The sequence below is a fragment of the Kineococcus siccus genome (assembly GCF_009906795.1).
In the GTDB taxonomy this organism is placed as follows: domain Bacteria; phylum Actinomycetota; class Actinomycetes; order Actinomycetales; family Kineococcaceae; genus Kineococcus; species Kineococcus siccus.
Map to the genome: position 1 here is coordinate 1 of NZ_JAAALN010000042.1, position 23,138 is coordinate 23,138.

The 23,138-nt window shown below is 74.3% G+C and carries 17 protein-coding genes; 7 read left to right on the plus strand and 10 right to left on the minus strand.

Annotation, left to right across the window (positions count from 1 at the left end; translation table 11 throughout):
* Window positions 1-2,191 (minus strand): alpha-xylosidase (gene yicI / locus GTR02_RS07230; protein ID WP_166606809.1); only part of this gene is annotated, 2,191 nt, incomplete at its 3' end.
* A gap of 207 nt (window positions 2,192-2,398) precedes the next feature.
* Between yicI and GTR02_RS07235 the strand changes: the two genes are divergently transcribed.
* Window positions 2,399-3,463 (plus strand): substrate-binding domain-containing protein, encoded by a 1,065-nt coding sequence (locus GTR02_RS07235; protein WP_166606810.1) that lies wholly within the window; start codon window positions 2,399-2,401, stop codon window positions 3,461-3,463.
* Here GTR02_RS07235 and GTR02_RS07240 read toward each other — a convergent pair.
* The 3 genes from GTR02_RS07240 to GTR02_RS07250 are packed head-to-tail and all read right to left on the minus strand — an operon-like array spanning window position 3,426 to window position 7,020.
* Entirely contained in the window at window positions 3,426-4,376 is a 951-nt protein-coding gene (locus tag GTR02_RS07240) for a carbohydrate ABC transporter permease (protein WP_166606811.1), read from the minus strand. The two genes, GTR02_RS07235 and GTR02_RS07240, sit on opposite strands and share 38 nt — an antisense overlap.
* A complete protein-coding gene (locus GTR02_RS07245) occupies window positions 4,373-5,371 on the minus strand; it encodes an ABC transporter permease (RefSeq protein ID WP_166606812.1) in 999 nt (332 codons plus the stop codon). The genes GTR02_RS07240 and GTR02_RS07245 overlap by 4 nt, the downstream gene beginning before the upstream one ends.
* A gap of 2 nt (window positions 5,372-5,373) precedes the next feature.
* On the minus strand, window positions 5,374-7,020 hold the full coding sequence (locus tag GTR02_RS07250) for an extracellular solute-binding protein (RefSeq protein WP_240895239.1): 1,647 nt from the start codon (window positions 7,018-7,020) through the stop codon (window positions 5,374-5,376).
* Window positions 7,021-7,277: 257 nt separating this feature from the next.
* Between GTR02_RS07250 and GTR02_RS07255 the strand changes: the two genes are divergently transcribed.
* Window positions 7,278-10,088, plus strand: coding sequence for a glycoside hydrolase family 3 C-terminal domain-containing protein (locus tag GTR02_RS07255; protein ID WP_205708801.1), 2,811 nt, complete (start codon window positions 7,278-7,280; stop codon window positions 10,086-10,088).
* On the opposite strand, the gene GTR02_RS07260 is transcribed toward GTR02_RS07255, so the two are convergent.
* Window positions 10,066-12,153: a beta-galactosidase gene (locus GTR02_RS07260; protein ID WP_166606815.1), complete on the minus strand. Its 2,088-nt coding sequence runs from the start codon at window positions 12,151-12,153 to the stop codon at window positions 10,066-10,068. The two genes, GTR02_RS07255 and GTR02_RS07260, sit on opposite strands and share 23 nt — an antisense overlap.
* A gap of 112 nt (window positions 12,154-12,265) precedes the next feature.
* On the opposite strand from GTR02_RS07260, the gene GTR02_RS07265 reads away from it, so the two are divergent.
* From GTR02_RS07265 to GTR02_RS07280, 4 genes are all read left to right on the plus strand, one after another.
* Window positions 12,266-13,063 (plus strand): ABC transporter permease, encoded by a 798-nt coding sequence (locus tag GTR02_RS07265; protein ID WP_338073642.1) that lies wholly within the window; start codon window positions 12,266-12,268, stop codon window positions 13,061-13,063.
* Window positions 13,056-13,856 (plus strand): ABC-2 family transporter protein, encoded by an 801-nt coding sequence (locus GTR02_RS07270; protein WP_166606817.1) that lies wholly within the window; start codon window positions 13,056-13,058, stop codon window positions 13,854-13,856. The genes GTR02_RS07265 and GTR02_RS07270 overlap by 8 nt, the downstream gene beginning before the upstream one ends.
* A complete protein-coding gene (locus tag GTR02_RS07275; RefSeq protein WP_338073643.1) occupies window positions 13,853-14,869 on the plus strand; it encodes an ABC transporter ATP-binding protein in 1,017 nt (338 codons plus the stop codon). The genes GTR02_RS07270 and GTR02_RS07275 overlap by 4 nt, the downstream gene beginning before the upstream one ends.
* 239 nt (window positions 14,870-15,108) lie before the next feature.
* The gene (locus tag GTR02_RS07280) at window positions 15,109-16,086 is read left to right on the plus strand and encodes a ScyD/ScyE family protein (protein WP_166606818.1); all 978 of its coding nucleotides are present in this window, start codon (window positions 15,109-15,111) and stop codon (window positions 16,084-16,086) included.
* Between the two features lie 169 nt (window positions 16,087-16,255).
* Here the strand turns inward: GTR02_RS07280 and GTR02_RS07285 are convergent, their stop codons facing one another.
* The 5 genes from GTR02_RS07285 to GTR02_RS07305 form a co-directional block, all read right to left on the minus strand.
* Window positions 16,256-16,552 carry a YciI family protein gene (locus tag GTR02_RS07285; protein WP_166606819.1) on the minus strand — a complete coding sequence of 99 codons (297 nt, stop codon included), beginning with the start codon at window positions 16,550-16,552 and terminating at the stop codon, window positions 16,256-16,258.
* A 113-nt stretch (window positions 16,553-16,665) separates the two neighbouring features.
* The gene (locus GTR02_RS24260; RefSeq protein ID WP_338073644.1) at window positions 16,666-17,607 is read right to left on the minus strand and encodes a carbohydrate ABC transporter permease; all 942 of its coding nucleotides are present in this window, start codon (window positions 17,605-17,607) and stop codon (window positions 16,666-16,668) included.
* A gap of 7 nt (window positions 17,608-17,614) precedes the next feature.
* Window positions 17,615-18,547, minus strand: coding sequence for an ABC transporter permease subunit (locus tag GTR02_RS07295; protein ID WP_166606820.1), 933 nt, complete (start codon window positions 18,545-18,547; stop codon window positions 17,615-17,617).
* Window positions 18,544-19,857, minus strand: a complete 1,314-nt coding sequence (locus tag GTR02_RS07300; RefSeq protein ID WP_166606821.1) for an ABC transporter substrate-binding protein — start codon at window positions 19,855-19,857, stop codon at window positions 18,544-18,546. The genes GTR02_RS07295 and GTR02_RS07300 overlap by 4 nt, the downstream gene beginning before the upstream one ends.
* 24 nt (window positions 19,858-19,881) lie before the next feature.
* On the minus strand, window positions 19,882-21,822 hold the full coding sequence (locus GTR02_RS07305) for a glycoside hydrolase family 127 protein (protein ID WP_166606822.1): 1,941 nt from the start codon (window positions 21,820-21,822) through the stop codon (window positions 19,882-19,884).
* A 189-nt stretch (window positions 21,823-22,011) separates the two neighbouring features.
* On the opposite strand from GTR02_RS07305, the gene GTR02_RS07310 reads away from it, so the two are divergent.
* The gene (locus GTR02_RS07310; RefSeq protein ID WP_166606823.1) at window positions 22,012-23,013 is read left to right on the plus strand and encodes a LacI family DNA-binding transcriptional regulator; all 1,002 of its coding nucleotides are present in this window, start codon (window positions 22,012-22,014) and stop codon (window positions 23,011-23,013) included.
* The last annotated feature ends 125 nt before the right edge of the window (window positions 23,014-23,138 follow it).

Genomic DNA, 23,138 nt, shown 5'->3' on the forward strand with positions numbered 1-23,138 from the left:
GGCGGACCGTGGCCGAGCTTGTCGCCGGCGCGTCGTCGGGCTGGAGCGTGCGCACCTCGAACAGCGCCGGTGCTCCCGCCTGCGACGGCACCCGCACGCGCCGCCGGTCGCCCTCGGCGGGGGCGAAGACCCGCAGCTCGACGTCGTCGTTCCAGGCGTACTCGGGCCGGTCGTCGACCGCCCCGAACGGGACCACCGCGCCGGGCCGGGCGAGCAGGGGGATGCTGCCGACGTCGTGCACCTGCGTCACCCAGCGACCGCCGACGACCTCCTGCCCGGTGGTCACGTCCGTCCACCGGCCCTGCGGGACGTAGAACGTCACGCTGCCGTCGGCGCGCAGCACCGGCGCCACGAGCAGGTCGGGCCCGAGCATGTACTGGCGGTCGCAGAACGCCGCCGTCGGGTCGTCCGGGAACTCCAGCACCATGGGGCGCATCACGGGCGTTCCCGCCGTCGCGGCCTCCTCCGCGGCCTCGAGCAGGTACGGCATCAGCCGCATCTTCAGGCGGGTGAACCGGCGCACCACGTCGACGGCCTCCTCGTCGAACGCCCACGGGACCCGGTAGGAGCCCGAACCGTGCAGCCGCGAGTGGGAGGACAGCAGCCCGAACGCGGCCCAGCGCTTGAACACCACCGGATCGGGCAGGCCCTCGAACCCGCCGATGTCGTGGCTCCAGTAGCCGAACCCCGAGCAGGCCAGCGACAGGCCGCCCCGCAGCGACTCGGCCATCGCCGTGAAGGTGGACTCGCAGTCGCCGCCCCAGTGCACCGGGAACTGCTGACCGCCGGCCGTGGCCGACCGCGCGAACACCACGGCCTCGCCGACGCCGCGCTCGGCCTCGAGGAGGCCGAAGACCGCCGCGTTGTACAGCTGCGCGTAGCAGTTGTGCATCCGCTGCGGGTCGGAGCCGTCGTGCCACACCACGTCCGTCGGGATGCGCTCGCCGAAGTCGGTCTTGAAGCAGTCCACGCCCAGGTCGAGCAGCGCCCGGAGCTTGCCGCGGTACCACTGGACCGCCGCCGGGCTGGTGAAGTCGACGAGCGCCATCCCGGCCTGCCACATGTCCCACTGCCACACGCTGCCGTCGGCCCGCAGGACCAGGTGCCCGAGCGCCCGCCCCTCCTCGAACAGGTGGGAGCGCTGGGCGATGTAGGGGTTGATCCACAGGCTGATGCGCAGCCCCCGGGCCTTGAGCCGGGCGATCATCCCGGCGGGGTCCGGGAACGTCGCGGGGTCCCACACGAAGTCGCACCAGTGGAAGCGCCGCATCCAGAAGCAGTCGAAGTGGAGCACCGACAGCGGCAGGTCCCGCTGCGCCATGCCGTCGACGAAGGAGGAGACGGTCTCCTCGTCGTAGTCGGTGGTGAACGACGTCGACAGCCACAGGCCGTAGGACCACGCGGGTACCCGTGCGGGGCGCCCGGTCAGGGCGGTGTAGCGGCGCAGCACGTCCTTGGGCGTCGGCCCGTGGACGACGTAGTACGTCAGGCGCTGCCCCTCGACGGAGAACTGGTTGCGGGACACGACCTCCGAGCCGAGTTCGAAGGAGACCCGCTCGGGGTGGTCGACGAACACGCCGTACCCCGCGTCCGTCAGGTAGAAGGGCACGTTCTTGTACGCCTGCTCGCTGGCGGTGCCGCCGTCCTCGTTCCAGGTGTCGACCGACTGGCCGTTCTTGACGAAGGCGCCGAACCGCTCCCCGAGGCCGTAGACGTGCTCGCCGATCGCCTGCTCGAGCTGCTCGTGCACGAAGGTGCGTCCCGACGCGTCGGTGACCACCCCGATGCTGCGCGGCCCCGACCGGGTGAGGACGCGGCCGCCGGCGCGGAACTCCACCGCCCACGGCCCGCCGCGGCTCACGTGGACGCTCAGGCCACCGGACACGAGGGACGCCTCCTGCTCGCCCACCTCGGTCGTGACCGCGCCGGGGGCCGGCGTCAGGGCGAACCGGGGTCCGCGGTCCACCGCGCCGCGGTGGTGCTCGATCGTGACCCCGACGACGTCCGGCGCGGGCGAGGAGAACGTCACCGTGATGACGGGGCGGTTCAGGCTGTCCCCGCGGTGGCGCTGCGGAGCGGTGGGCGCGTACACGGTCAGGGTGCGCCCGTCCGTGACGACGTCGTCCACGCCCGCGGGACGCAGCGCGGTCGTCCCCGGCTGGAGCTGCCAGTAGCCGTCGGTGAACTTCACGAGGTCTCCTCGAGGGATCGGCGGCAGCGGGGGCGTCGACGTCGACGAACGACCGGCGGCCGGTGGCGCGCTCGAATCGAAGCGCTTCAACGACCGTAGCCAGCGCCCGCCGAGCTGTCCAGGACGGGAAACTCCGCCCGCCTGCGGCGCCCGCGTCTAGGCTGGCCCCCCGCTCCACACGGGGCACCGGGAGCAGGGAGGGGAGTCGTGCCCACCATCACCGACGTCGCACGGCTCGCGGGGGTGTCCAGCAGCACCGTCTCCTACGTGCTGAGCGGCAAGCGGTCCATCTCGGCGACCACGAGGGCCAGGGTGGAGAAGGCCGTCGCGGACCTGGGCTACCGACCGCACGCCGGCGCCCGCGCGCTGGCCTCCAGCCGCACCAACGTCCTCGGCGTGGTGGTGCCGCTGCGGGCCGACGTCAACGTCAACGTCATCATGCAGTTCGTCCACACCATCGCCACGACCGCGCGCCAGCACGACCACGACGTCCTGCTCCTGACCCAGGAGGAGGACGCCGGCCTGCAGCGCGTCACGAGCGGCGCGCTCGTCGACGCCCTCATCGTGATGGACATCGAGGCCGAGGACCCGCGCGTCGCGGTCCTGCGGGCCATCGCGGCGCCCAGCGTGCTCATCGGCGTGCCCCGCGACGACCGGGGCCTCACCTGCGTCGACTTCGACTTCGAGGACGCCGCGCGCGCCGCGGTCGAGCACCTCGCGGGGCTCGGCCACCGCGTGATCGGGCTGCTGGGCTCGCCGCCGGAGACGCTGCGCCGCCGGGCCGCGTACGCCGAGCGGGTGCGCGGCTCCTTCGAGGCGGCCGCCGCGGCTGCGGGGGTGGCCCGGGCGGCCCAGGCGTGCGAGGTCGGCACGGAGGGCGTGCGGGCCGCGCTCGCGGCCCTGCGCGCGGAGCAGCCGGAGCTCACGGGTCTGGTGGTGCACAACGAGGCCGCCCTGCCCGCGCTCCTCGCCGAGCTCGCCCGCGCGAAGCTGCGCGTGCCCGCCGACGTCTCGGTGGTCACGATCGGCGCCTCGGACGCCTCGCTGCACCTCCCGCAGCCCCTGGACTCCCTGGACATGCCGGCGCGGGAGGTCGGACGGGTGGCCGTGGAGATGGTCATGGCCCGCCTCGACGGTCCGGTCGCGGCCGAGACCCGGCTCCTCGCCGCGCCGCTGGTCGAACGCGGCAGCACCGCCCCCCCGCGCCGGCCGGCGCGAGGGGCGGCGGGGGCCGTCACCCCTTCACGGCGCCGATCAGCACGCCCGAGGTGAAGTGCTTCTGCACCCACGGGTAGACCAGCAGCACCGGCACGATCGCGATGACCACGACCGCCATCTGGATCGCGAGGCTCGAGACCTGGCCCGCGCCGACCTCGACCTGGCCGGGCACGGTCTGCCCCTGCAGGACCATCGCCCGCAGGACCACCTGCAGCGGCTGCTTGTCCGAGTCGTTGATGTACAGCGTCGCCTGGAAGAAGGCGTTCCAGTACCCGACCGCGTAGAACAGCGCGATGACGCTCGTGACGGCCTTCGTCATCGGCAGGACGATCCGGGTCAGGATGCGCCAGTCCCCCGCGCCGTCGATGCGGGCGGAGTCGAGGATCTGCTGGTCGAGGTTCATGAAGGCGCTGCGCAGCAGGAGCACGTTGAACGCCGACACCGCCGTCGGCAGGATCAGCGACCAGTAGCTGTTGATGAGGTTGAGGCTGCTCACCAGCAGGTAGGTCGGGATGATGCCGGCCCCGAAGAACATGGTGATCAGCACGGTGAAGAGGATGGCCCGGTGCCCGAGCGACCCGCTGCGGGACAGGCCGTAGGCGCCGAGGACCGACACGACCATGCTCAGCGCGGTCCCGACGGTCGTGATGCCCACGCTGACCAGCACGGCCCGCGTGACGATCCCCCCGGCCAGCACCTGGCGGTAGGCGTCCAGCGTCAGCTCGCCCGGCACGAGGACGAGGCCGCCGGCCCGCGTGATGGCCGCCTGCGTCGACAGGCTCGTGAGGAGGATCGTGTACAGCGGCAGCACCACGGCGAGGCAGATCACCACGAGGGTGACGGCCTTGGCCGTCTTGCCCGCGACGCTCGGCTCCTCGTCCCACGCCGGGCGGGCGGGATGACGGCGGCGTCCCGGGCGCGACGCCCGCTCGACCCGCTCCCGGGCCGTCCTGTCGATGGTCGTCATCGCCTCGAGTACACCCCCGCCTCACCGAACAGGTGGGCCACCTTGTTGGCGCCCAGCACGAGCAGCAGGCTCACCACGCCCTTGACCAGGCCGGCGGCCGCCGCGTAGCTCCAGTTGCCGTCCCGGACGCCGCGGTAGTACACGAACGTGTCGAGGACCTCCGCGACGTCCGCTCCCACGGCGTCGCGCTGGAGGATCAGCTGCTCGAACCCGACGGTCAGCGCGTCGCCGAGACGGAGGATGAGCAGCAGGATGATGACCGACTTCAGTGCGGGCAGGGTGATGTGCCACAAGCGCCGCCAGCGGTCCGCGCCGTCCATGGCCGCCGCCTCGTACAGGGCCGGGTCCACGGCCGCCAGCGCCGCGAGGAAGACGATGATGCCCCAGCCGGCGTCCTTCCAGACCGTCTGCGACGTCACGAGGAACAGGAAGACGTCGGGGTCGGTGACGATGCTGACCCCCTGGTGGCCGGCCGCCCGCAGCGCCTGGTTCAGCAACCCCGCGCCGCCGAGCAGCTGCTGGAAGACCGAGACGACCAGCACCCAGGAGAAGAAGTGCGGGAGGTAGACCACCGACTGGACGACGACGCGGACCCGGGCGCTGAGGACGCTGTTCAGCAGCAGGGCGAGCACGATGGGGACCGGGAAGTAGAACACGATCTGGAATCCGGTGATGGCCAGCGTGTTGGCGAGGGCGTTCCAGAAGCCGGGGTCGGCGAAGACCCGCTCGAAGTTGGCCAGCCCCACGAACGGGCTGTTGCGGATGCCGACGAACGGCGAGTAGTCCTGGAAGGCCACGACGTTGCCGAGCATCGGGACGTAGGCGAAGATCCCGAGCAGGAGCAGCATCGGCACGCACATGACGAGCACGCCCTTGTCGCGGCGCAGCCGGGCGCGCAGCGGCAGCTTGACCTCGTTCGCGTGGCCCCGCCGCCGCTCCCGGCGAGGGGGCACCGGGGTGGCGGAGGAGGACGGCGGCCTCGTGCTGACGGCCATGGTCAGGTGTTCGCCGGCTCGTCGCCCGTGAGGAAGCCCTCGCGGTAGGCCCGCAGCTCGTCGCCGCCGCTGTCGCGCCACGTCTTCACCGCGGCGTCGAGGTCCTTCATCCCCTTGCGGCCCCGGCAGATGTCCTTGGCCAGGTCGACGAACGGCTTGCCCAGCGAGGAGTACTCCGGGGGGTCCTGGATCTGCTGCCCGTAGAACACCGGGTCGGCCATGAACGGCGCCATCCGCTGCTCGTAGGCGGTCGAGTCGCGCACGTAGTCGGGGAACTGCACCCTCGCGTTGGCCACCGGCGCCCCCACGAGGAACCCGTAGGTCGTGGTGACCTCGCGCTGACCGAGGTCGGTCAGCTCCGGCGCGCCCGCGGCGTCGCGGGTGAAGTGCTGGCCCTCGACGCCGTAGTTCACCAGCACCTGCTCGGTCGTGCCGAACGGGGCGGCGATGAAGTCGGCCACGGCCAGCATCTCCGCGATCTTCGCCTCGTCGTCCGTCTTCTTGAGGAAGCTGAAGATGTTCGCCGGGGCGACCCGGGGGATCCACGGCTGCTCGCCGTCGACGGGGAAGAAGTCGATCGGCTGCTGGTCGTACGTGGGGTTGGACGGGCGGACGCGGGCCAGGGCCTCCGGCCAGCCCCCGGCACCGTCGGCCGCGATCAGGCTCTGCCCGGACTCGAAGCGGTCCTTCGACCCCGACTGGTCACCGGCCACCGAGTCCGGGTGCACGACACCGGCGGCGAAGAGGCTCGCCGTCCACTCCAGGCTCTGCCGGTACTCCTCCGTCTCGAACCGGCTCACGAGCTTGCCGTCCCGCAGGAACCAGTCGGCGCCGTTGCGGAACAGGAAGGGGGACCCGTTGTCCCACGGGTCCTCGAGGCCCCAGCGGTTCTTCGAGGGGTCGGTGGCCGCCTTCGCCACCTCCGTGAACTCCTCCAGGGACGTCGGCATCGCCAGGCCGAGGGAGTCGAAGAGGTCCTTGCGGTAGAAGATCGCGGCGTTCAGCGAGCCGCCCGGGAAGGGCAGGGCGTACAGCCGGCCGTTGAAGACGCAGAACTTCCAGGCCTCGCTCGGGAGGGCGGCGAGGTTCGGGTACTTCTTGACCTTGTCCCCGGCGAGGTGGTCGGTGAGGTCGGTGAACAGCGCGCCGACGCCCTGCTGGAACCGCGTCGGGATGTTCCAGCTGGGCATCACGACCCAGTCCGGCACGTCCTTGGGCGACGCCAGGACGGCCTGCAGCTTGTCGGCGTAGGCGCTGCCGTCGGAGACCTGGAAGTCGATGGTGGTGCCGAGGGCCTCGTTGACGGCCTGGTAGTAGGAGTTCTTCGCCAGCCCCGGCGGAACCGCCCACCACGCGGGCGACATGGCGGTGTACTTCCCACCGCTGCCCGGGGGCGTGGGCACGGACGTCACCAGCTCGGCCGGCATCGTGGTGAACCCGGGGGTGGACCCGTCGACGCTCGGGATGTCCGGCGGGACGACCTCTCGCGGCAGGTAGCTGGGGATCACCTTCGCCAGTTCCGCCGAGGACAGCGCGCCGGTCGGCGGAGGGGCCGCGGCCTGCCCGCTGGAGCAGCTGCTCAGCCCCGCGGGCAGGCCGATCGCCACCACCCCGGTGCCCACCAGGCCCAGCAGCGATCGGCGCGTCATGCGTGTGCCGTCGTCCATCGTCTCCACCACTCCTTCGTGCGGGACCTTCGTCCGACACCTGCGGGGCGCGTGGTCCGGCCGTCGTCGGCCGGGCCCGTCGGCACCCTGTGTCGAAGCGATTCGATTTGCGCCACCCTAGGCGTGCGCCCACCCGTTGACAACCACCTCCACCGCGGCGCCCGGTCACGATCCGGTCGTGGCGGACACCGGTCGGGGCGGCTACGCTCGAAGCGCTTCGACGCTCGAGAGGATCGATGATGACCCCGTGCTTCCGCGACCCCGGCCGGTCGCTGACCGACCGCGTCGACGACCTGCTGGGCAGGCTGACCCCCGCGGAGCGGCTGTCCCTGCTGCACCAGCACGTCCCGGCGTTCGAGCACCTGGGGATCGCCCCCTTCCGCACGGGGACCGAGGCGCTGCACGGGGTCGCGTGGCTGGGGCGGGCCACGTGCTTCCCGCAGCCCGTCGGCCTCGCCGCGGCGTGGGACGCGGACCTGCTGCGCCGGGTCGGCACCGCCACCGGGCGCGAGGTGCGGGCCAAGCACGCCGAGGACCCCTCCGTCAGCCTCAACGTCTGGGCGCCCGTGGTGAACCCGTTGCGGCACCCGCTGTGGGGGCGCAACGAGGAGGGTTTCAGCGAGGACCCCCACGTGACGGCCGCGTGCGCCACGGCCTACGCCACGGGGCTGCGCGGCGACCACGAACGGGTCTGGCTGACGGTCCCGACGCTCAAGCACTTCCTGGGGTACAGCAACGAGACGGACCGGGACACGACCTCCTCGCAGCTGCGCGAACGGGTGCTGCACGAGTACGAGCTCCCCGCGTTCCGCGGCCCCGTCCAGGCCGGGGTGGTCGGGGCCGTGATGCTGTCCTACAACCTGGTCAACGGCGTGCCCGCGCACGTCTCCCCCCTCGTGCGCTCGGAGCTGCGCAGCTGGGTGGCGCACTCCGACGACCTGGCCGTGGTGAGCGACGCGGGCGCCCCGGGCAACCTCGTGCGCTCCGAGCGCACCTTCCCCGACCAGGTCGCGGCGGACGCCGCGGCGGTGCGCGCCGGGCTGGACAGCTTCACCGACGACGAGCGGAACTCCGCCGTCACCCTCGACGCGCTCACGGGCGCCCTCGAGGCCGGCCTCCTGACCGGCGCGGAGGTCGACGCCGCCGCGCGGCGCGTCCTCGCCCTGCGCCTGCGCACGGGGGAGTTCGACGGCGACGCCGACCCCTACGCCGCCGGGCACCCGGACGCCCCCGGACCGGGGGAGCTGGGCCGCCCCGAGCACGTCGCCCTGGCCCGCGAGGCGGCGGGCGCCGGGGTGGTCGTGCTGCAGAACCGCCGCGGCCTGCTGCCACTGCCCCGCACGGGGCGGGTCGCCGTCGTCGGTGCGCTCGCCGACCGCGTGCTCACCGACTGGTACAGCGGGACGCCCACGGCGACCACCTCGGTCGCGCAGGCCCTGCGGGAGGTGCTGGGGGCGGCGGAGGTCGTCGTCGCCGACGGGAGCGACCGCGTGGCCCTGCGGGCGCTGAGCACCGGACGCTACGTCCGGACCGCGCCCGACGCGGTGCTGCTGGCCACCGGGCTCACGGCGGGGCCTGAGGCGTCGTTCGACGTGACCGACCACGGTGGCGGGACCGTCTCGCTGCGCACCGCGTCCGACGGCCTGTTCGTCACCCGCGCGGGCGAGGGCCTGCGCGCGGACGCGACCCGCATCGGCGGCTGGTCGGTGCAGGAGAGCTTCCGCCTGGTCGACCGCGGCGACGGGACGACGTCGTTGCGGCAGCTGGCGACCGGGCACTGGGTGCACGTCGACGCGACCACCGCGGCGCTCGTCCTCGTGGCGGAGGCCGACGAGGCGGAGCGCTTCGTGGTGCGGACCCTGCGCGCGGGGACGGCGGCGGCCGTCGCCGCGGCCGCCGCCGCCGACCGGGTCGTCGCGGTGGTCGGCAACGACCCGCACCTGCACGGCCGGGAGACGCGCGACCGGCGGACCCTCGACCTGCCGCCGGGCGACGCCGACCTGGTGCGCGCGGTCCGCGAGGTCCAGCCGGAGTGCGTCCTGGCCGTCGTGTCCTCCTACCCCTACGCGCTGGGCGACCTGGTGGACGACGTGGACGCCGTCGTGTGGTCCTGCCACGCGGGTCAGGAGGTGGGTTCCGGGGTGGTCGACGTCCTCCTCGGGGACGTGGAACCCCGCGGGCGACTGGCGCAGACGTGGTACCGCGGCGACGCCGACCTGCCGGACGTCCTCGACTACGACGTGCAGACCGGCCGGGCGACCTACCTGTGGTCGCGAGCCGACCCGCTGTTCCCCTTCGGGCACGGCCTGACCTACTCGCCCGTCACCTACACCTCCGCGACGAGCGAGCGCGGCGGTACCGGCGCGGCGGAGCACGTGACCGTCCGGGTCGGGCTGGACAACCCGGGCGAGCGCGCCGCGGAGGAGCTGGTGCAGGTCTACGCGACCGCACCCGGACTGCGCCCGGAGTTCCCCCGGCGCCGGCTCGTCGGGCACGCGCGAGTCCGCGTGGAACCCGGCTCGAGCGCCCGCGCGGAGATCACCGTGCCGCTGGACGCGCTCGCGGTGCGCGACGTCGCCACCGGGCGGGACGTCGTCGTCCCGGGGACCTACCACCTGCTCGTGGGCGCCTCCGCGGAGGACGTCCGCCACGAGCTCCCGCTGGGGGTGGAGGGTACCCCGCGGGCCCCGAGGGAGCTGGGCGCGGCGACCGCGTTCGACGCGGCCACCGGAGTCCTCCTCGTGCCCCGCGACGGGACGGAGGGTGCGGCGGTGCGCACCGCGCACCCCGGTGCGCCCGGCCGCCTGGAGTTCGCCGCGTGCGCCACGCGGGGTGCGCACCGCCTGCGCTGCAGCGCGACGGCGCCCAGGGGCCCCGCCGAGGTCGCCGTCGCCGTCCGCGGCTCCTCCGGAGCGTGGATCGACGTCGGGCGCGCCGCGGTCGACGCCTCCGGGACGACGCACGTCGCGCTGCCCGCGCTCGGGGACGGCCGTGACCTGCGCGTCAGCCTGCACGGCGACGTGGTGCTCACCGAGGTGTCGCTGGGCTGAGCGCCCCCGGCACCTCGTCGGCCGCCACGACCGTCCAGGGGTCGGCCGCGCCGCGCTGCGCCTGCCGCAGCACGGCCACGTCGCCGCCGGCGACGGTGAGGCCGGCCCCGCTCGCGCGGCCGCTCAGGAGGTCCTCGCCGGGACCGGTCACCAGCACGGGCGTCGCCGCGTGGTTCAGGACGAACAGGTAGTCGGTGCGGGCGCCGCGCCGGCGGACGACCTCGACACCGGCGGGGGGCCGGCGGCCCAGCACGGGCTCGACCCCCGCCTCGGCGCAGCGGTCGGCGAGGTAGCGGTCCAGGTCGGGGCCCCGCAGCCGGGTCGAGAGGTAGTGCGCCGTCCCGGCCCCGCTCCTCGCCCGCGTGGCGGCCGGTCCGCCGGCCAGCGACCCGCTCTCGTAGGTGAGCACGGTCTCCGCGCCTCCCGGCTCGACGTGCTCGGACCACGCGTGACCGCGGGACCCGCCGGAGAGGGCCACGGGTTCCTCCTCGGCCAGGGGGTGCAGCTCGTCCACCCGGACCCCCAGGAGGTCGCGCAGCCGCCCCGGGTACCCGCCGCCGACGACGTGCAGGTCCTCCGCGGCGTACCCCGTCAGGCACCCGACGACGAGGACGCCGCCCGCCTCCACGAACTCCTGCAGCGAGCGCACGGCGGCGTCGCCCAGGACGTACATCGAGGGGACGACGACCAGCCGGTAGGCCCGCAGGTCGGCGCCGGGGCGGGCGAAGTCGACCGCGATCCCAGCGCCGTGGAGGCTGCGGTGCACGTCGCGGACGGCCTCGGGGTAGGTCATCGCGTCGCTCGGCAGGACCTGGTGCTCCAGGGCCCACCAGCCGTCGGCGTGCCACAGCACGGCGACCTCCGCGAGCACGGTGCGCCCCTCGGCCGGCGGTTCCGCGACCTCGGCGAGGCGGCCCAGGGCCGCACCGAGGGAGCACGCCTCGCGGAACAGGCGGGTGTCGGCGCCGGCGTGGTCGAGCACGGCCCCGTGCCAGGCCTCCGAGCCCGCCGAGGGGGCCCGCCACTGGAAGTACATCGCCCCCTGCGCACCTCGGGCCACGTAGGACAGCGAGTGCCGGGTGAACTCCCCCGGTCGGCGGGTGGCCCGGCGCCCCCGCAGCGGGACGGACGTGGGCGACTGCTCCATGAGCAACCAGGGACCTCCACCGGCCCACGACCGGGCGAGGTCACCGGCGTAGGCGACGAAGGCCTCTCCATCGGGGCCGGTGTCGTCGAGGTAGTGGTCGAGGGAGACGACGTCCTGCTCCGCCGCCCAGCTCCACTGCTCGAGGTGGTTCCAGGTGGGCAGCATGAAGTTCGTGGTGACGGGTGCCGTCGAACCGGCCGCGCGGACGGCCTCGCGCTGCTCGCGCAGCCTCTCGAGCATGGCGTCGGAGCTGAAGCGCCGGAAGTCGACGGCCTGCGTCGGGTTGTGCAGGTACTGGGTGGCGCGGGGCGGCAGCACCTCCTCCCACGTCGAGCACCGCTGGCTCCAGAACGCCGTCCACCACGCGTCGTTCAGCGCCTCGAGCGTGCCGTAGCGCTCGCGCAGCCAGTCGCGGAAGGCGGCGGCGACGTGGTCGCACCAGCAGAGCGTCCCGTACTCGTTGTGCAGGTGCCAGGCCTGCAGCGCAGGGTGCCTGCCGTAGCGCTCGGCCAAGGCCGTCGCGATCCGCACGCACGCCGCGCGGTAGGCCGGGGCGGAGTGGCAGTAGGTGTCGCGCGAGCCGTGGACCTTGCGGGTGCCGTCCGCCTCGACGGGCAGGGCGTCGGGGTGGGCCGAGGAGAACCACGGTGGCGGCGAGGCGGTCGGTGTCGCGAGGACGACACCGATGCCGTTGCGGTGCAACAGGTCGAACACCTCGTCCAGCCAGTCGAAGGTGAACTCGCCCGGCCGCGGTTCGAGCACCGACCACGAGAACACGCCGACGGTGGCGGTCGTCGTCCCGGCCGCGCGCATCAGCCGCACGTCCTCGTCCCAGACCTCGCGGGGCCACTGCTCGGGGTTGTAGTCGCCGCCGAACAGCAGCCGCCCGGGGGCGAACGGGGCCGAGCGCTGGGACATGTCGCCTCCTGGACCGGGCGCTTCGCCGTCGAAGCGCTTCGATGAGGAGTCTCCCGAGGCCGGGAGGCGGTGTCAACGACGGGACGCCCGGCGCGGCGTAGGCTCGACGACCGTGCCCACCCCCTACCCCGCGCTCCTCGTCGCGGGGTTCCGGCGGTTCTCGACCTACCGCGCGGCGACGGCGGCGGGAGCGCTGACGAACACGGTGTTCGGTGCCGTCAAGGCAGCCGTCCTGGTCGGCACCGTGGCCGCCGCGGGCGGGAGCGTCTCCGGGTACGGCGCCGCGCAGGCGGCCACGTTCGCGTGGGTCACCCAGGCGCTGCTCGCCCCCGTCGCCGTCTTCGCCGACGACGAGCTCGCGCAGCGGGTCCGGACGGGCGACGTCGCGGTGGACCTGGCGCGCCCGGTGGACCTGCAGCTCGCGGCCTGGGCCGACGACCTCGGCCGCGCGGCCTACACGGTGCTGCCCCGGGGCCTCCCGCCGCTCGCGGTCGGGGCCCTGACGACGGGCCTGGCGCTGCCGGGGCGCGTCGACGGCTACCTCCTCGCGGTCGTCGCGCTGGCGCTGGGGGTGTCGATCTCCTTCGGCTGCCGCCACCTCGTGAACCTCTCGGCGTTCTGGCTGACCGACGTCCGCGGCCTGACCACGCTGTACACCGTCGTGGCGACCGTGCTGACGGGGCTGTCCGTGCCCGTGGGCTGGTTCCCGCCGTGGCTCGCCGTGCTCGCGGCGGCCACGCCGTTCCCCTCGATGCTGCAGGCGCCCGTCGACGTGCTCACGGGCCGGGTCGCGGGGGCGGAGGCGCTGCGGGTGCTCGCGACGCAGGTCGCGTGGCTCGGTGCCGTCCTGCTGCTCGGCCGCGTCGTCCTCGCCCGCGGGTCGCGCCGGCTGGTGGTCCAGGGTGGGTGAGCCGTCGCCGTACCGCGCCGTCCTCGCCTCGCGGGTGCGGGCGCAGTTCTCCTACCGGGTGTCCTTCGCCTCCGACGTCGTGGCCAACGTCGCGGTGGGGGTGAGCGAGTTCGCCGTCGTCTACGTCGTCTTCAGCCGGGTCGACACCCTCGGCGGGCTGGACGTGTGGCAGGCCGCCCTGGTGTTCGCGCTGGCGAACCTCACGTTCGCCCTGGCCGACCTCGCCGTCGGGCACCTGGACCGCCTCCCGCGGCACCTGCGCGCGGGGACGCTCGACGCGTTCCTGCTGCGACCGGCGTCGCTGCTCGGCCAGCTCGCCACCTCCGAGGTGTCCCTGAAGCGGCTGGGCCGCGTGGGCGTGGCCCTCGCCGTCCTCGTCGTCGCCCTGCCGCGCACGGACGCCCCGGCGGACCTGCGGACGGCAGCGCTGCTCGTGACCGCCACGGTCGGGGGGACGGCGGTGTTCGCCGCGGTGTTCGTGCTCGCCGGCGCGCTGCAGTTCTGGCTCGTCGAGGGCGCGGAGGCCGTGAACTCCATCACCTACGGGGGTTCCAACGCCGCCTCCTACCCCGCGAGCGTGTTCCCCGACCCGCTGCGGTGGGCGTTCACGTACGTGGTGCCCGCGACGTTCGTGGCGTACCTGCCGGTGCTCACCCTGCTGGGGCTGCCGGGGCCGGCGGGGTCCCCGTCGTGGCTCGGGTGGTGCTCGCCCGCGGCCGCCCTCGTCGTCGCGGGCGTCGCGGGGCTCGCGTGGCGCGCGGGCGTCCGTTACTACACGGGGGCGGGGTCGTGACGCGGCGGACCTCCCCGGAGGTGGTCCTCGAAGTGCGGGACCTCGTGCGCGACTACGTGGTGCGCCGGCCCGTCGGCCGGTTCCGGCGCGAGCGCCGCGTGGTGCGCGCGGTCGACGGGCTCTCCCTGCAGGTGCGCGCGGGGGAGGCGGTCGGGTTCATCGGCGCGAACGGCGCCGGCAAGTCGACGACGGTCAAGCTCCTGACCGGCGTCCTGGTCCCGACGTCGGGCACCGTGCGCACGTGCGGGCTGGAACCGTCGCGGCAGCGGCGGGAGCTGGCCCGGCGCATCGGCGTCGTGTTCGGCCAGCGGAGTCAGCTGTGGTGGGACCTTCCGCTCGCGGAGTCGTTCCGCCTGCTGGCCGCGATCCACCGGCTGCCCCGGCCGGCGTGGGAGCCGCGGCTGGCCGACCTCGTCGACCGCCTCGACCTCGGCGGGTTCCTGACCACCCCCGTGCGGCAGCTGTCCCTCGGGCAGCGCATGCGCGGCGAGGTCGCGGCCGCGCTGCTGCACTCCCCCGGGGTGCTGCTGCTCGACGAGCCGACCATCGGCCTCGACGTGCTGGCCAGCGAGCGGCTGCGGCGGTTCCTGCGCTCGGAGCGGGAGGAGCACGGCACGACGCTGCTCCTCACGACGCACGACATGGGCGACGTGCAGCGGCTCTGCGACCGCGTCCTCGTGGTGGACGGAGGGCGCCTGGCCTACGACGGCGACCTGCCGGGGCTCGCGCGGCGGGTCGGGGCGCAGCGCGTCCTCGTCGTCGACCTGGCCGCGCCCGGCCCGCCGCTGCACGTCGAGGGGGCCACGGTGCTCGCGGTCGAGGGCGACGGGCTGCGGCAGCGGCTGGCGTTCTCCCCCGAGCGGACCACCGCAGCCGAGGTCCTCGCGCGGGTCGCGGCCGTCGCCGACGTGCGGGACCTGTCGGTCGAGGAACCCGACGTCGCCGACGTCGTCCGGCAGCTCTACGCCGCGGCGGCGCAGGAGCAACGCCGGGCCGGTGACCGCGAGTCGTGACCTTCAGGTCACTCACGGTCGACGTTCAGCCGGAGCCCTGGTGGGACGTCACCCGTCCGCAGTAACCTCCGGCCCCCAGCGGGAGCCGATGGAGGCCCCCGCGCGGAGAGGAGCGCGTCATGACGCACCTTCGACGATCAGCACTCGCGATCACGCTCGCGGCGGTGGCGGGGGTCACCGCCGCGGCACCGGCGGCGGCCGGCCCCCCGCCGACAGCGACATCCCCGGCCACCGCGCCGGTGACCGTCCTGGCGCAGGGGCTCGACGACCCGTTCGGGCTGTCCTACGCCCACGGGAAGTTCTACGCGGCCGAGAACGGCAGCGGCGAGGTCAGCGGCTTCGTGCCCGGGGGCAGCGGGCCCGTGGTGCGGGCGAGCGGCTTCTCGGGGCCCGCAGGCGTCGACCGGACCCCGAGCCGCCTGCTCACCGTGACCGGCGAGGGCGAGGGCCCGGGCGGTTCCACCCTGTTCGTCTCCTCGCCCGGCAGCCCCCCGCGGCCGCTGGCCGACCTCGGGGCGTACGAGCTGGCCGAGAACCCCGACGGCCAGCGGCAGTTCGGTGACGACGGGGCACCGCTGGACGCCCTGAGCAACCCCTTCGCCGTGCTCGGCGGGCGGGGCGGCCACGAGCGGTTCGCCTACGTGGCCGACGCGGGCGCCAACGCCGTGCTCGCGGTCGACCGCGACGGGGCGGTCAGCACGTTCTTCGCCCCGCCCGTCGTGACCTCGGGCGCCTGCGCGGGGGTGCCGAACAACGACCCGGAGCACACGGGGTGCGACTCGGTGCCCACGGGCCTGGCGTTCGGGCCCGACGGCACCCTGCTCGTCTCCGCGCTGACGGGCGAGGTCGCCGGCGAGGGGCGCGTCTACGTCCTCGACGCGCGCACCGGTGCGCTGCGCCGCACCATCACCGGCCTAGACGGTCCCACGGGGGTGGCCGCCGGGGACGACGGCGCGGTGTACGTCTCGGAGCTGCTCGAGGGCGCCCCCGCGGGAGCTCCCGAACCCGGTTTCGACGTCAGCACCGTGGGCCGGATCGTCCGCGTCGCCCCCGACGGCGCGCGCTCGGTCGCGCAGGTCACCATGCCGCTCGGTCTGCGCTGGGCCGACGGCGCGCTGCACTCCACGGCGTGGAGCGTCGCGGGCGGGTTCCTGCAGCAGCGGGGCCTGGGGCAGGTCGTGCGGGTGGACGCGCGGGCCTTCGTCGCGCAGGACTGAGGGTGCGGTTCCGGACCGGGGTGGGGCCGGCCCGGGACCGCAGCTCCCGCAGCAGGTCCCGGCCGGGGCGGCGTCCGGCCCGGCCGACGTCGACACCCGGGCGGCCGACGGCGCTGACGGGCCGGTGGGTGGTGCTCCCCCGGGGGCGCCGCCCACCCCTCGCGCGGGCTCAGGTCGTGGAGAGCTCGAACTCCCCGTGCAGCCGTCCGGACACGGGCGTCCAGCCGACCACCGTGGTCTCGGCGATGATCCCGCCGTGCACCGCGAACGGGTCCTCGGCCAGGGTGCGCCGCACGGCGTCGGCGTCTTCGGCCTCGAACACGAGGACGGCACCGTCGGCATCGGTCGGGCCGGAGATCACGAGCTGGTCCCCCAGTTCCCCGAGCCAGTCGCGGTGCGTGGGGCGGACCGCGGTCCGGGTCTCGGAGTCCGCGGTGTAGGCGTACGTGGCGACGAAGTAGGGCACGGGCGCGACGCTACCGCCCCCGCGGCGACCGCGCCCGCCTCCCGGCCGGACCGACGGGACGACGGGGGCGGACCCCCGGGTGCACCGGTGGGCCCGCCCCCGCGCTCCCGCGGTCAGCCCTTGACGGCCCCGGAGGCGAGGCCGGCGACGTAGAAGCGCTGGAGCGCGACGTAGAGGATCACGCAGGGCACCATCGCGACCACGGCCCCGGCCACCAGGTAGCCGAAGTTCACGGCGCCGTAGGCGCCGGCCTGCAGGTTCACCAGCGACAGCGGCAGCGTGTAGAGCCGGTCGTCGGTGAGGAACGTCAGGGCCCCGAGGAACTCCGTCCACGACGCCAGGAAGGCGTACAGCGCCGTCGTGGCGATGCCCGGGACCAGCAGCGGCCGCAGCACCGAGACGAGGGAGCGCAGGGTGCCGGCGCCGTCCACGCGCGCCGAGTCCTCGATCTCCGAGGGGATCGACTCGAACGCGTTGCGCATGACGAAGACGCCGAACGGCAGGTTCACCGTGGAGTAGAAGAGCACCAGGCCGAGCCGGGAGTCGGTCAGGCCCATGGCGTTCATCTGCAGGTACAGCGGGGTGATGATCGCCTGGAAGGGGACCATCATCGTCACGACGATCAGCCCGAACAGGACGGTCCCGCCGCGGAAGGAGAACCGTCCGAAGCCGTACCCGGCGAGGGTCGCCAGGACCGCCGTCAGCACGGCGGTGCCCACGGAGACGACGAGGCTGTTGCCGACGGCGCGGACGATGTCGGCGTCGCCGGTGAACAGGGCCGAGAAGTTCTCCGTCGTGAACTGCCGCAGCGCCGCCAGCGTCGGCGTCGTGGCGACGATCGCGTCGTTGGTCTGGAACGAGCGCAGCACCGACCACAGCAGCGGGACGAGGAACACGATCGTCGCGAGCGTGCCGCCCACGACGTACAGGGTCACCTTGGTGCGGCTCTCCGCGCGCGCGCCGCCGCGGGACCCCACGTGCGGGGTGCGCCGCGAGGGCGGGGCCGGTCGGGCCGGGACGGTGGCCGCCGAGGCCGCCGGGTCGGTCGTGGTCACGGGGGCCTCAGTCCTTCTCGCGCAGGAGCCGGAACTGCACCGCGGTCACGAGGCCGATGACGACCACGAGCACGATCGACAGGGCGGACGCCGCCCCGAGCTGCAGCTGCACGAAACCGCGCTGGTAGATGTACATGACGACGGTCTGGGTGTCCGTCCCCGGCCCACCGCGGGTCAGGACGTAGAACTGCGTGAACGCGAGCAGCGAGCCGATGACGCTGATGACGAGGCTGATGGCGATGGTCGGCCGCAGGAGCGGGATGGTGATGCGCCGCTCCCGCTGCCACCAGGACGCACCGTCGATCTCGGCCGACTCGTAGACGTCGCGGGGGATCCCCTGCATGCCGCCCATGAGGAGCACCATGGTGAGACCCGACACGGCCCAGACGATCATGACGATGATGAGCCCCGTGGCCAGCGGGCCGTCGGCCAGCCACGCGGTGGTGCCGTCGGTGAGGCCGAGCGCCTTCAGGACGATGTTGACCGCGCCCGACCCGGGCTGGGCCTCCAGGACCATGAGGAAGCTCAGCGTGGTGAGGCCGATGACGTAGGGCAGGAAGAAAACCGTGCGGAAGAACGTCGAGCCCCGCCGGTTCGAGCGCACGACGACCGCGAGGACGTAGCCCAGCACGAGGATCGGCAGGGTGACGATCGCCGTGTACAGGACCGTGTAGCCCACGGACTTCCAGAACACCGGGTCCTGCGCCACACCGACGTAGTTGTCGAACCCGGTGAACCGGTAGGACCCGATGAGGGGCCAGTTGGTCAGCGACATGTAGACGGCGAAGACGAGCGGCGCCAGCACGAAGACGGCGACGAACACGAGCGCCGGCAGCACCAGGAGCAGCCCCTGGCGGGGCGGGTGCGTGAGCGAGTGGCCCGTGGGGCTGACCGAGCCCCCGCGGCGTGCGGCGACGGGCCGGTCCGCGACGGCGCTCACAGCTGCGCCTGCTCGAGGATCCGGTCGAAGTCCTCCTGGCCGGCCGTCAGCGCCCCGTCCAGGTCGCCGTCGAACACCGCCCGGCGGAACGCCGCGATGAACGGCGAGTCGGCCTGGTTGAACAGCAGGTTGTAGGCCAGCGTCACGGGAGCGTAGCCCGCCTCGATGTCCTCCAGCGGCGCCACCGCGAGCGGGAACTCGCTGCGGTACTCGGGGGTCGCCGCGTCCGAGCGCACGGGGATGTAGCCGCCCGCGGGCAGGTTGACCTGCTGCTCCAGCTCGAGCGCGAACCGTGCGAACTGCCAGGCACCCGAGGCGTTGGGGGCCCCGCGCGGGATGCAGAGGTTGTCCCCGCCGTCGAAGAAGGCGCGCCCCCCGTCGGGGCCGGGGAGCAGGACGACTCCGGTCTTGGCCTGCACCTCCTCGCTCGCCGTCAGGACGGCCACCGAGTAGTTCCCGGGGAACAGCCCCACCGTCCCCTCACGGAAGTCGGTGCCCCAGCGGGAGCCGTCACCGGAGAAGTTGGCCTGCGGCATGATGCCCTCCTTCCAGAGGGTCTGGTAGAGCTGGAACGTCTGCCGGAGCGGTTCGTTGTCGGCGATCGACCCGCGCTGCGCGCCCACCTCGCCGACGATGTTGGGGGCGTCCGCCGCCCACAGGTGCGGCTGGACGACGAAGCCGAGGATGCCGGAGGAGTTGGCGTCCAGGCTCCAGCCGTAGGTGCCCCCGCCCAGGCCGTGGATCGCGCGGGCCGCGTCGAGCAGGCCCTCGAAGTCCTGCGTGGACTGCGCCGGGTCCAGCCCGGCGCGCTCGAACAGCTCCCGGTTGTAGAAGAGCATCGAGTTGTCGGCGATGTAGGGGACGCCGTACACGCGCTCCGCCCGCGTGGCCAGGCCCAGGTGCCCGGGACTGAGCGCGTCGCGGAACGGCAGGGCGTCGACGAGCGGGGTGAGGTCCGTGAAGGAGTCCCGGTAGATGAACAGCATCGAGTTGATGTCGTCGATGTCGACGATGTCCGGGACGTTCCCGCCGCGGATCGCCGTCGCCAGCTTGGTCACGTACTGGCCGTCCAGGACCGGCGTCACCTCGACGGTGACGCGGGACTGGCTGGCGTTGAAGGCGTCCACCACCTGCCGGACGCCGACGACGGTCGCGGCGCGGCACCACAGCCGCACCGTGCCCTCGGCGTCCTCGCCGAAGCCGGCGGCCGTGACGTCGGCCTCCGGGAGGGTGGAGGCGCAGGAGGGCAGCAGGGCGGCCAGCCCCGCCAGGCCTCCGAGGGCCAGGACGTTCCTGCGGCGCAGCTCCATCGCGTGCTCCGTTCTCTCCTCGCGTCAGGCGCGCGGGAGCCAGACGCGCATGGCGCCCAGCTCGCGGTTGGCCCACGCGTAGTAGGGGACGGCGTCGACCGGTTCGGCCGCGCCGGTGGAGGCCACGGGCGGTTCGTCGCCCGCCGGCCGGTAGAGCGGTCCGGTGGCGGCGCCCGCGGCGCGGCGGACCGGGAGCCGCAGGACGGTGACCCCGCCGAGCAGGTCGGGGCGGTGCTCGGCCGCCGCGGTCCGCAGCTCGGCGACGCGCACCCGGACGTCGTCGGCGGGCAGGTCCGCGGGCAGGTCCGGCTGCTCGACGCAGTAGACGAGCGGGCCGCGCTCGACGACGACGGCCCCGCGGACGGCGTCGACGCGGGGGTCGGCCTCGACCACGCGCACCGGCATCGGCAGGACCAGCTCCAGGACGTCGCCCGCGGCCCAGCGCCGCGCGACGCGCAGGTACTCCCCCGCGCTCACGGGGACGGGCGACCCCGCGACCGTGGCCGTGGCGCCCTCGGCCCACGCGGGGACGCGCACGGCCAGCTCCCACTCCTGCGTCCCCGGCGCGGTCACCTCCAGGCGGACGGTCCCGTCCCAGGGGTAGTCGGTCGTGACGTCGAACCCGACACCGCCCGCGACGTCGGCGCGGACCGTCCCCGTCGCGAACTGGTGCAGCTGGACGCCCGCGCCGGAACTCGTCGCGAGGTAGGCGTCGAGGCTCGCGAGCGTCCGCATGATGTTCGGCGGGCAGCAGGCGCAGTCGAACCAGGGCCGCCGGCCGTTCGCGACGCTGCGCTCCTCGTCGGGGTGGGCCCCGTGCCGCAGCTGCAGCGCGTTGACGTAGAAGTACTCCGCCCCCGCGAGGGAGACGCCGGGCAGGAAGGCGTTGTAGAGCGTGCGCTCGACGAGGTCGGCGTAGCGCGCCTCGCCCGTGGCCAGCAGCATCCGCCACGTCCACTGCACGCTGCCGATGGCGGCGCAGGTCTCGGCGTAGGCGCGGTCCGGGCCGAGCTCGTGGTGGTCGCCGAACTGCTCCATGTCCCAGCGGGCCCCGATGCCGCCCGTGACGTAGGTCTTCGTGGCGAGCATGCCCTCCCACTGGGTGGTCAGGGCCGCGAGCAGCTCCGCGTCGCCCGTCTCGGCGGCCACGTCGGCCGCACCCGCGGTGAGGTAGACGGCGCGAACGGAGTGACCCTCGACGGTCGTCTGCTCCCGCACCGGGACCCGGTCGGAGAAGTAGGTCGGGGCCTTGCCGTGGCCCTCGACGATCCCGTGGCCGCGGGCGTCCACGAACCAGCGCGCGAGGTCGAGGTAGGCCTGCGTGCCCGTCTCGCGGTACAGCTCGACGAGGCCCATCTCGACGACGGGGTGGCCGTCGACGTCGACCGTGCGGCCCTCGCCGAAGGTGGCGACGAGGTGGTCGGCGAGCTTGACGGCGACGTCCAGCAGACCCGTGTCCCCCGTGCCGCGCGACGTCGCGACGGCCGCCTGGAAGAGGTGGCCCGCGCAGTAGTGCTCGTGGCTCCACGGCAGGTCGGTGTACCGCGCGCCCTGACCGCGGACCTGCTGCACGGAGTCGAGGTAGCCGTCGTCGGCCTGCGCCGCGGCGACCACCTCGGTCACCGCGCGGATCCAGCCGAGGACCTCCTCGTCGGGTTCGCGGGCGTACTCCCAGGCGGCCGCCTCGAGCCACTTGTAGACGTCGGAGTCCATGAAGATCGGGCCGCGCGGTTCACCGGTCGCGGTGCCCGCGGCGATGCGGAAGTTCTGCAGGTTCCCGGCGGTCTCGAGCTTCTCGTACCCCGTGCGGATCGCCTGGCGGCGGTTGGCCTCCTGCCGCTCGGCCCAGAACCCGCCGGCGATGCGGGCGGCCCCGAGGGGAACGGGGCGCAGCGCGACGGCCGCGCCCGGCGAGGGGGCGGCGGGGGCGACGGCCGTGCGCCCGGCCGAGGTGGTGGTGGTCATCGGGCTCTCCATCGAGTCACGGGCGACGGCGTCCGTCGCGGAACTGACGGAACACGTTTTCTGCGCTGACCGTAGGGCCGCTGCACGACAGCGTCAAGGCCCCGAACGCGTCCGAGGTCGTCCCGCACGCTGCTGGGCGGGGTCCCGGCGGGCCGCTACCATGACGCCCTCGCGACGAGGGGGCGGCACATGACGGAAATCGGCGTTCCGGCGCGGATCGTCGACGTGGCCGCGCTCGCGGGGGTGGCCCCCGGTACGGCGTCGAAGGCGCTGAACGGCACGGGGCAGCTGCGCGCCGAGACGCGCGAACGCGTGCGCCGGGCCGCCGAGCAGCTCGGCTTCACCCCGGACTCCCTGGGCCGCGGCCTGTCCTCGGGCCGCAGCTACACCGTCGGGCTCATCACGACCGACAGCTTCGGCCGGTTCTCCATCCCCGTCATGCTCGGCGCGGAGAACGCCCTGGGCGCCGGCGAGATGGTCGTCCTGCTCTGCGACAGCCGCGACGACCCCGTGCGCGAGCAGCACTACCTGCGGACCCTGCTGGCCCGCCGCGTCGACGGCATCATCGTCACCGGCCGCCGCACCGACCCGCGGCCCCCGGTCGCCGCCCCCTCCCACGTGCCCGTCGTCTACGCGTTCACGCCGTCGCAGTCGCCCGACGACACCTCGCTCGTGGTCGACCAGGCGGGCGGGGCGCACAGCGCGGTCCGCCACCTGCTCGACCTCGGGCGCACGCGCCTCGCCCACGTCACCGGGCCCGAGGACCACCACGCCGCCCGGGTGCGGCACGAGGCCGCCACCGCGACCGCGGGCGACGCCCTCCTCGCCCCGCCGCTGCACGGGGAGTGGAGCGAGCGCTGGGGCCGCACGGCCGCGGAGATCCTGCTGCGCCGCCACCCCGACGTGGACGGGATCACCTGCGGCAGCGACCAGATCGCCCGCGGCGTGTGCGACGGGCTGCGCGACGCCGGGCGCCGCGTCCCCGACGACGTGGCCGTCGTGGGCTTCGACGACTGGGACGTCATCGCCCTGGCCTCCCGGCCCCCGCTGACCACCGTCGCCCTCGGCCTCGAGGCCCTCGGCCGCCGCGCCGGGCAGCTCGTCCTCGACGCGGTCGCGGGCCGGCCCGGCGCGGGCACCACCACGCTGCCCACGCGCCTGGTGGTGCGCGAGTCGACCGTGGGGCGCTGACCCCGGGCTCCCGGGGCCGTCGCCGGCACGGGCGGGCGGCGGCACGGGCGCGCGGGGCGCATCGTCGCGCAGGCCAGGGCGAACACCTGGCTCTCGCCCGAGGACAGCTCGTCGGGGAACTGCCC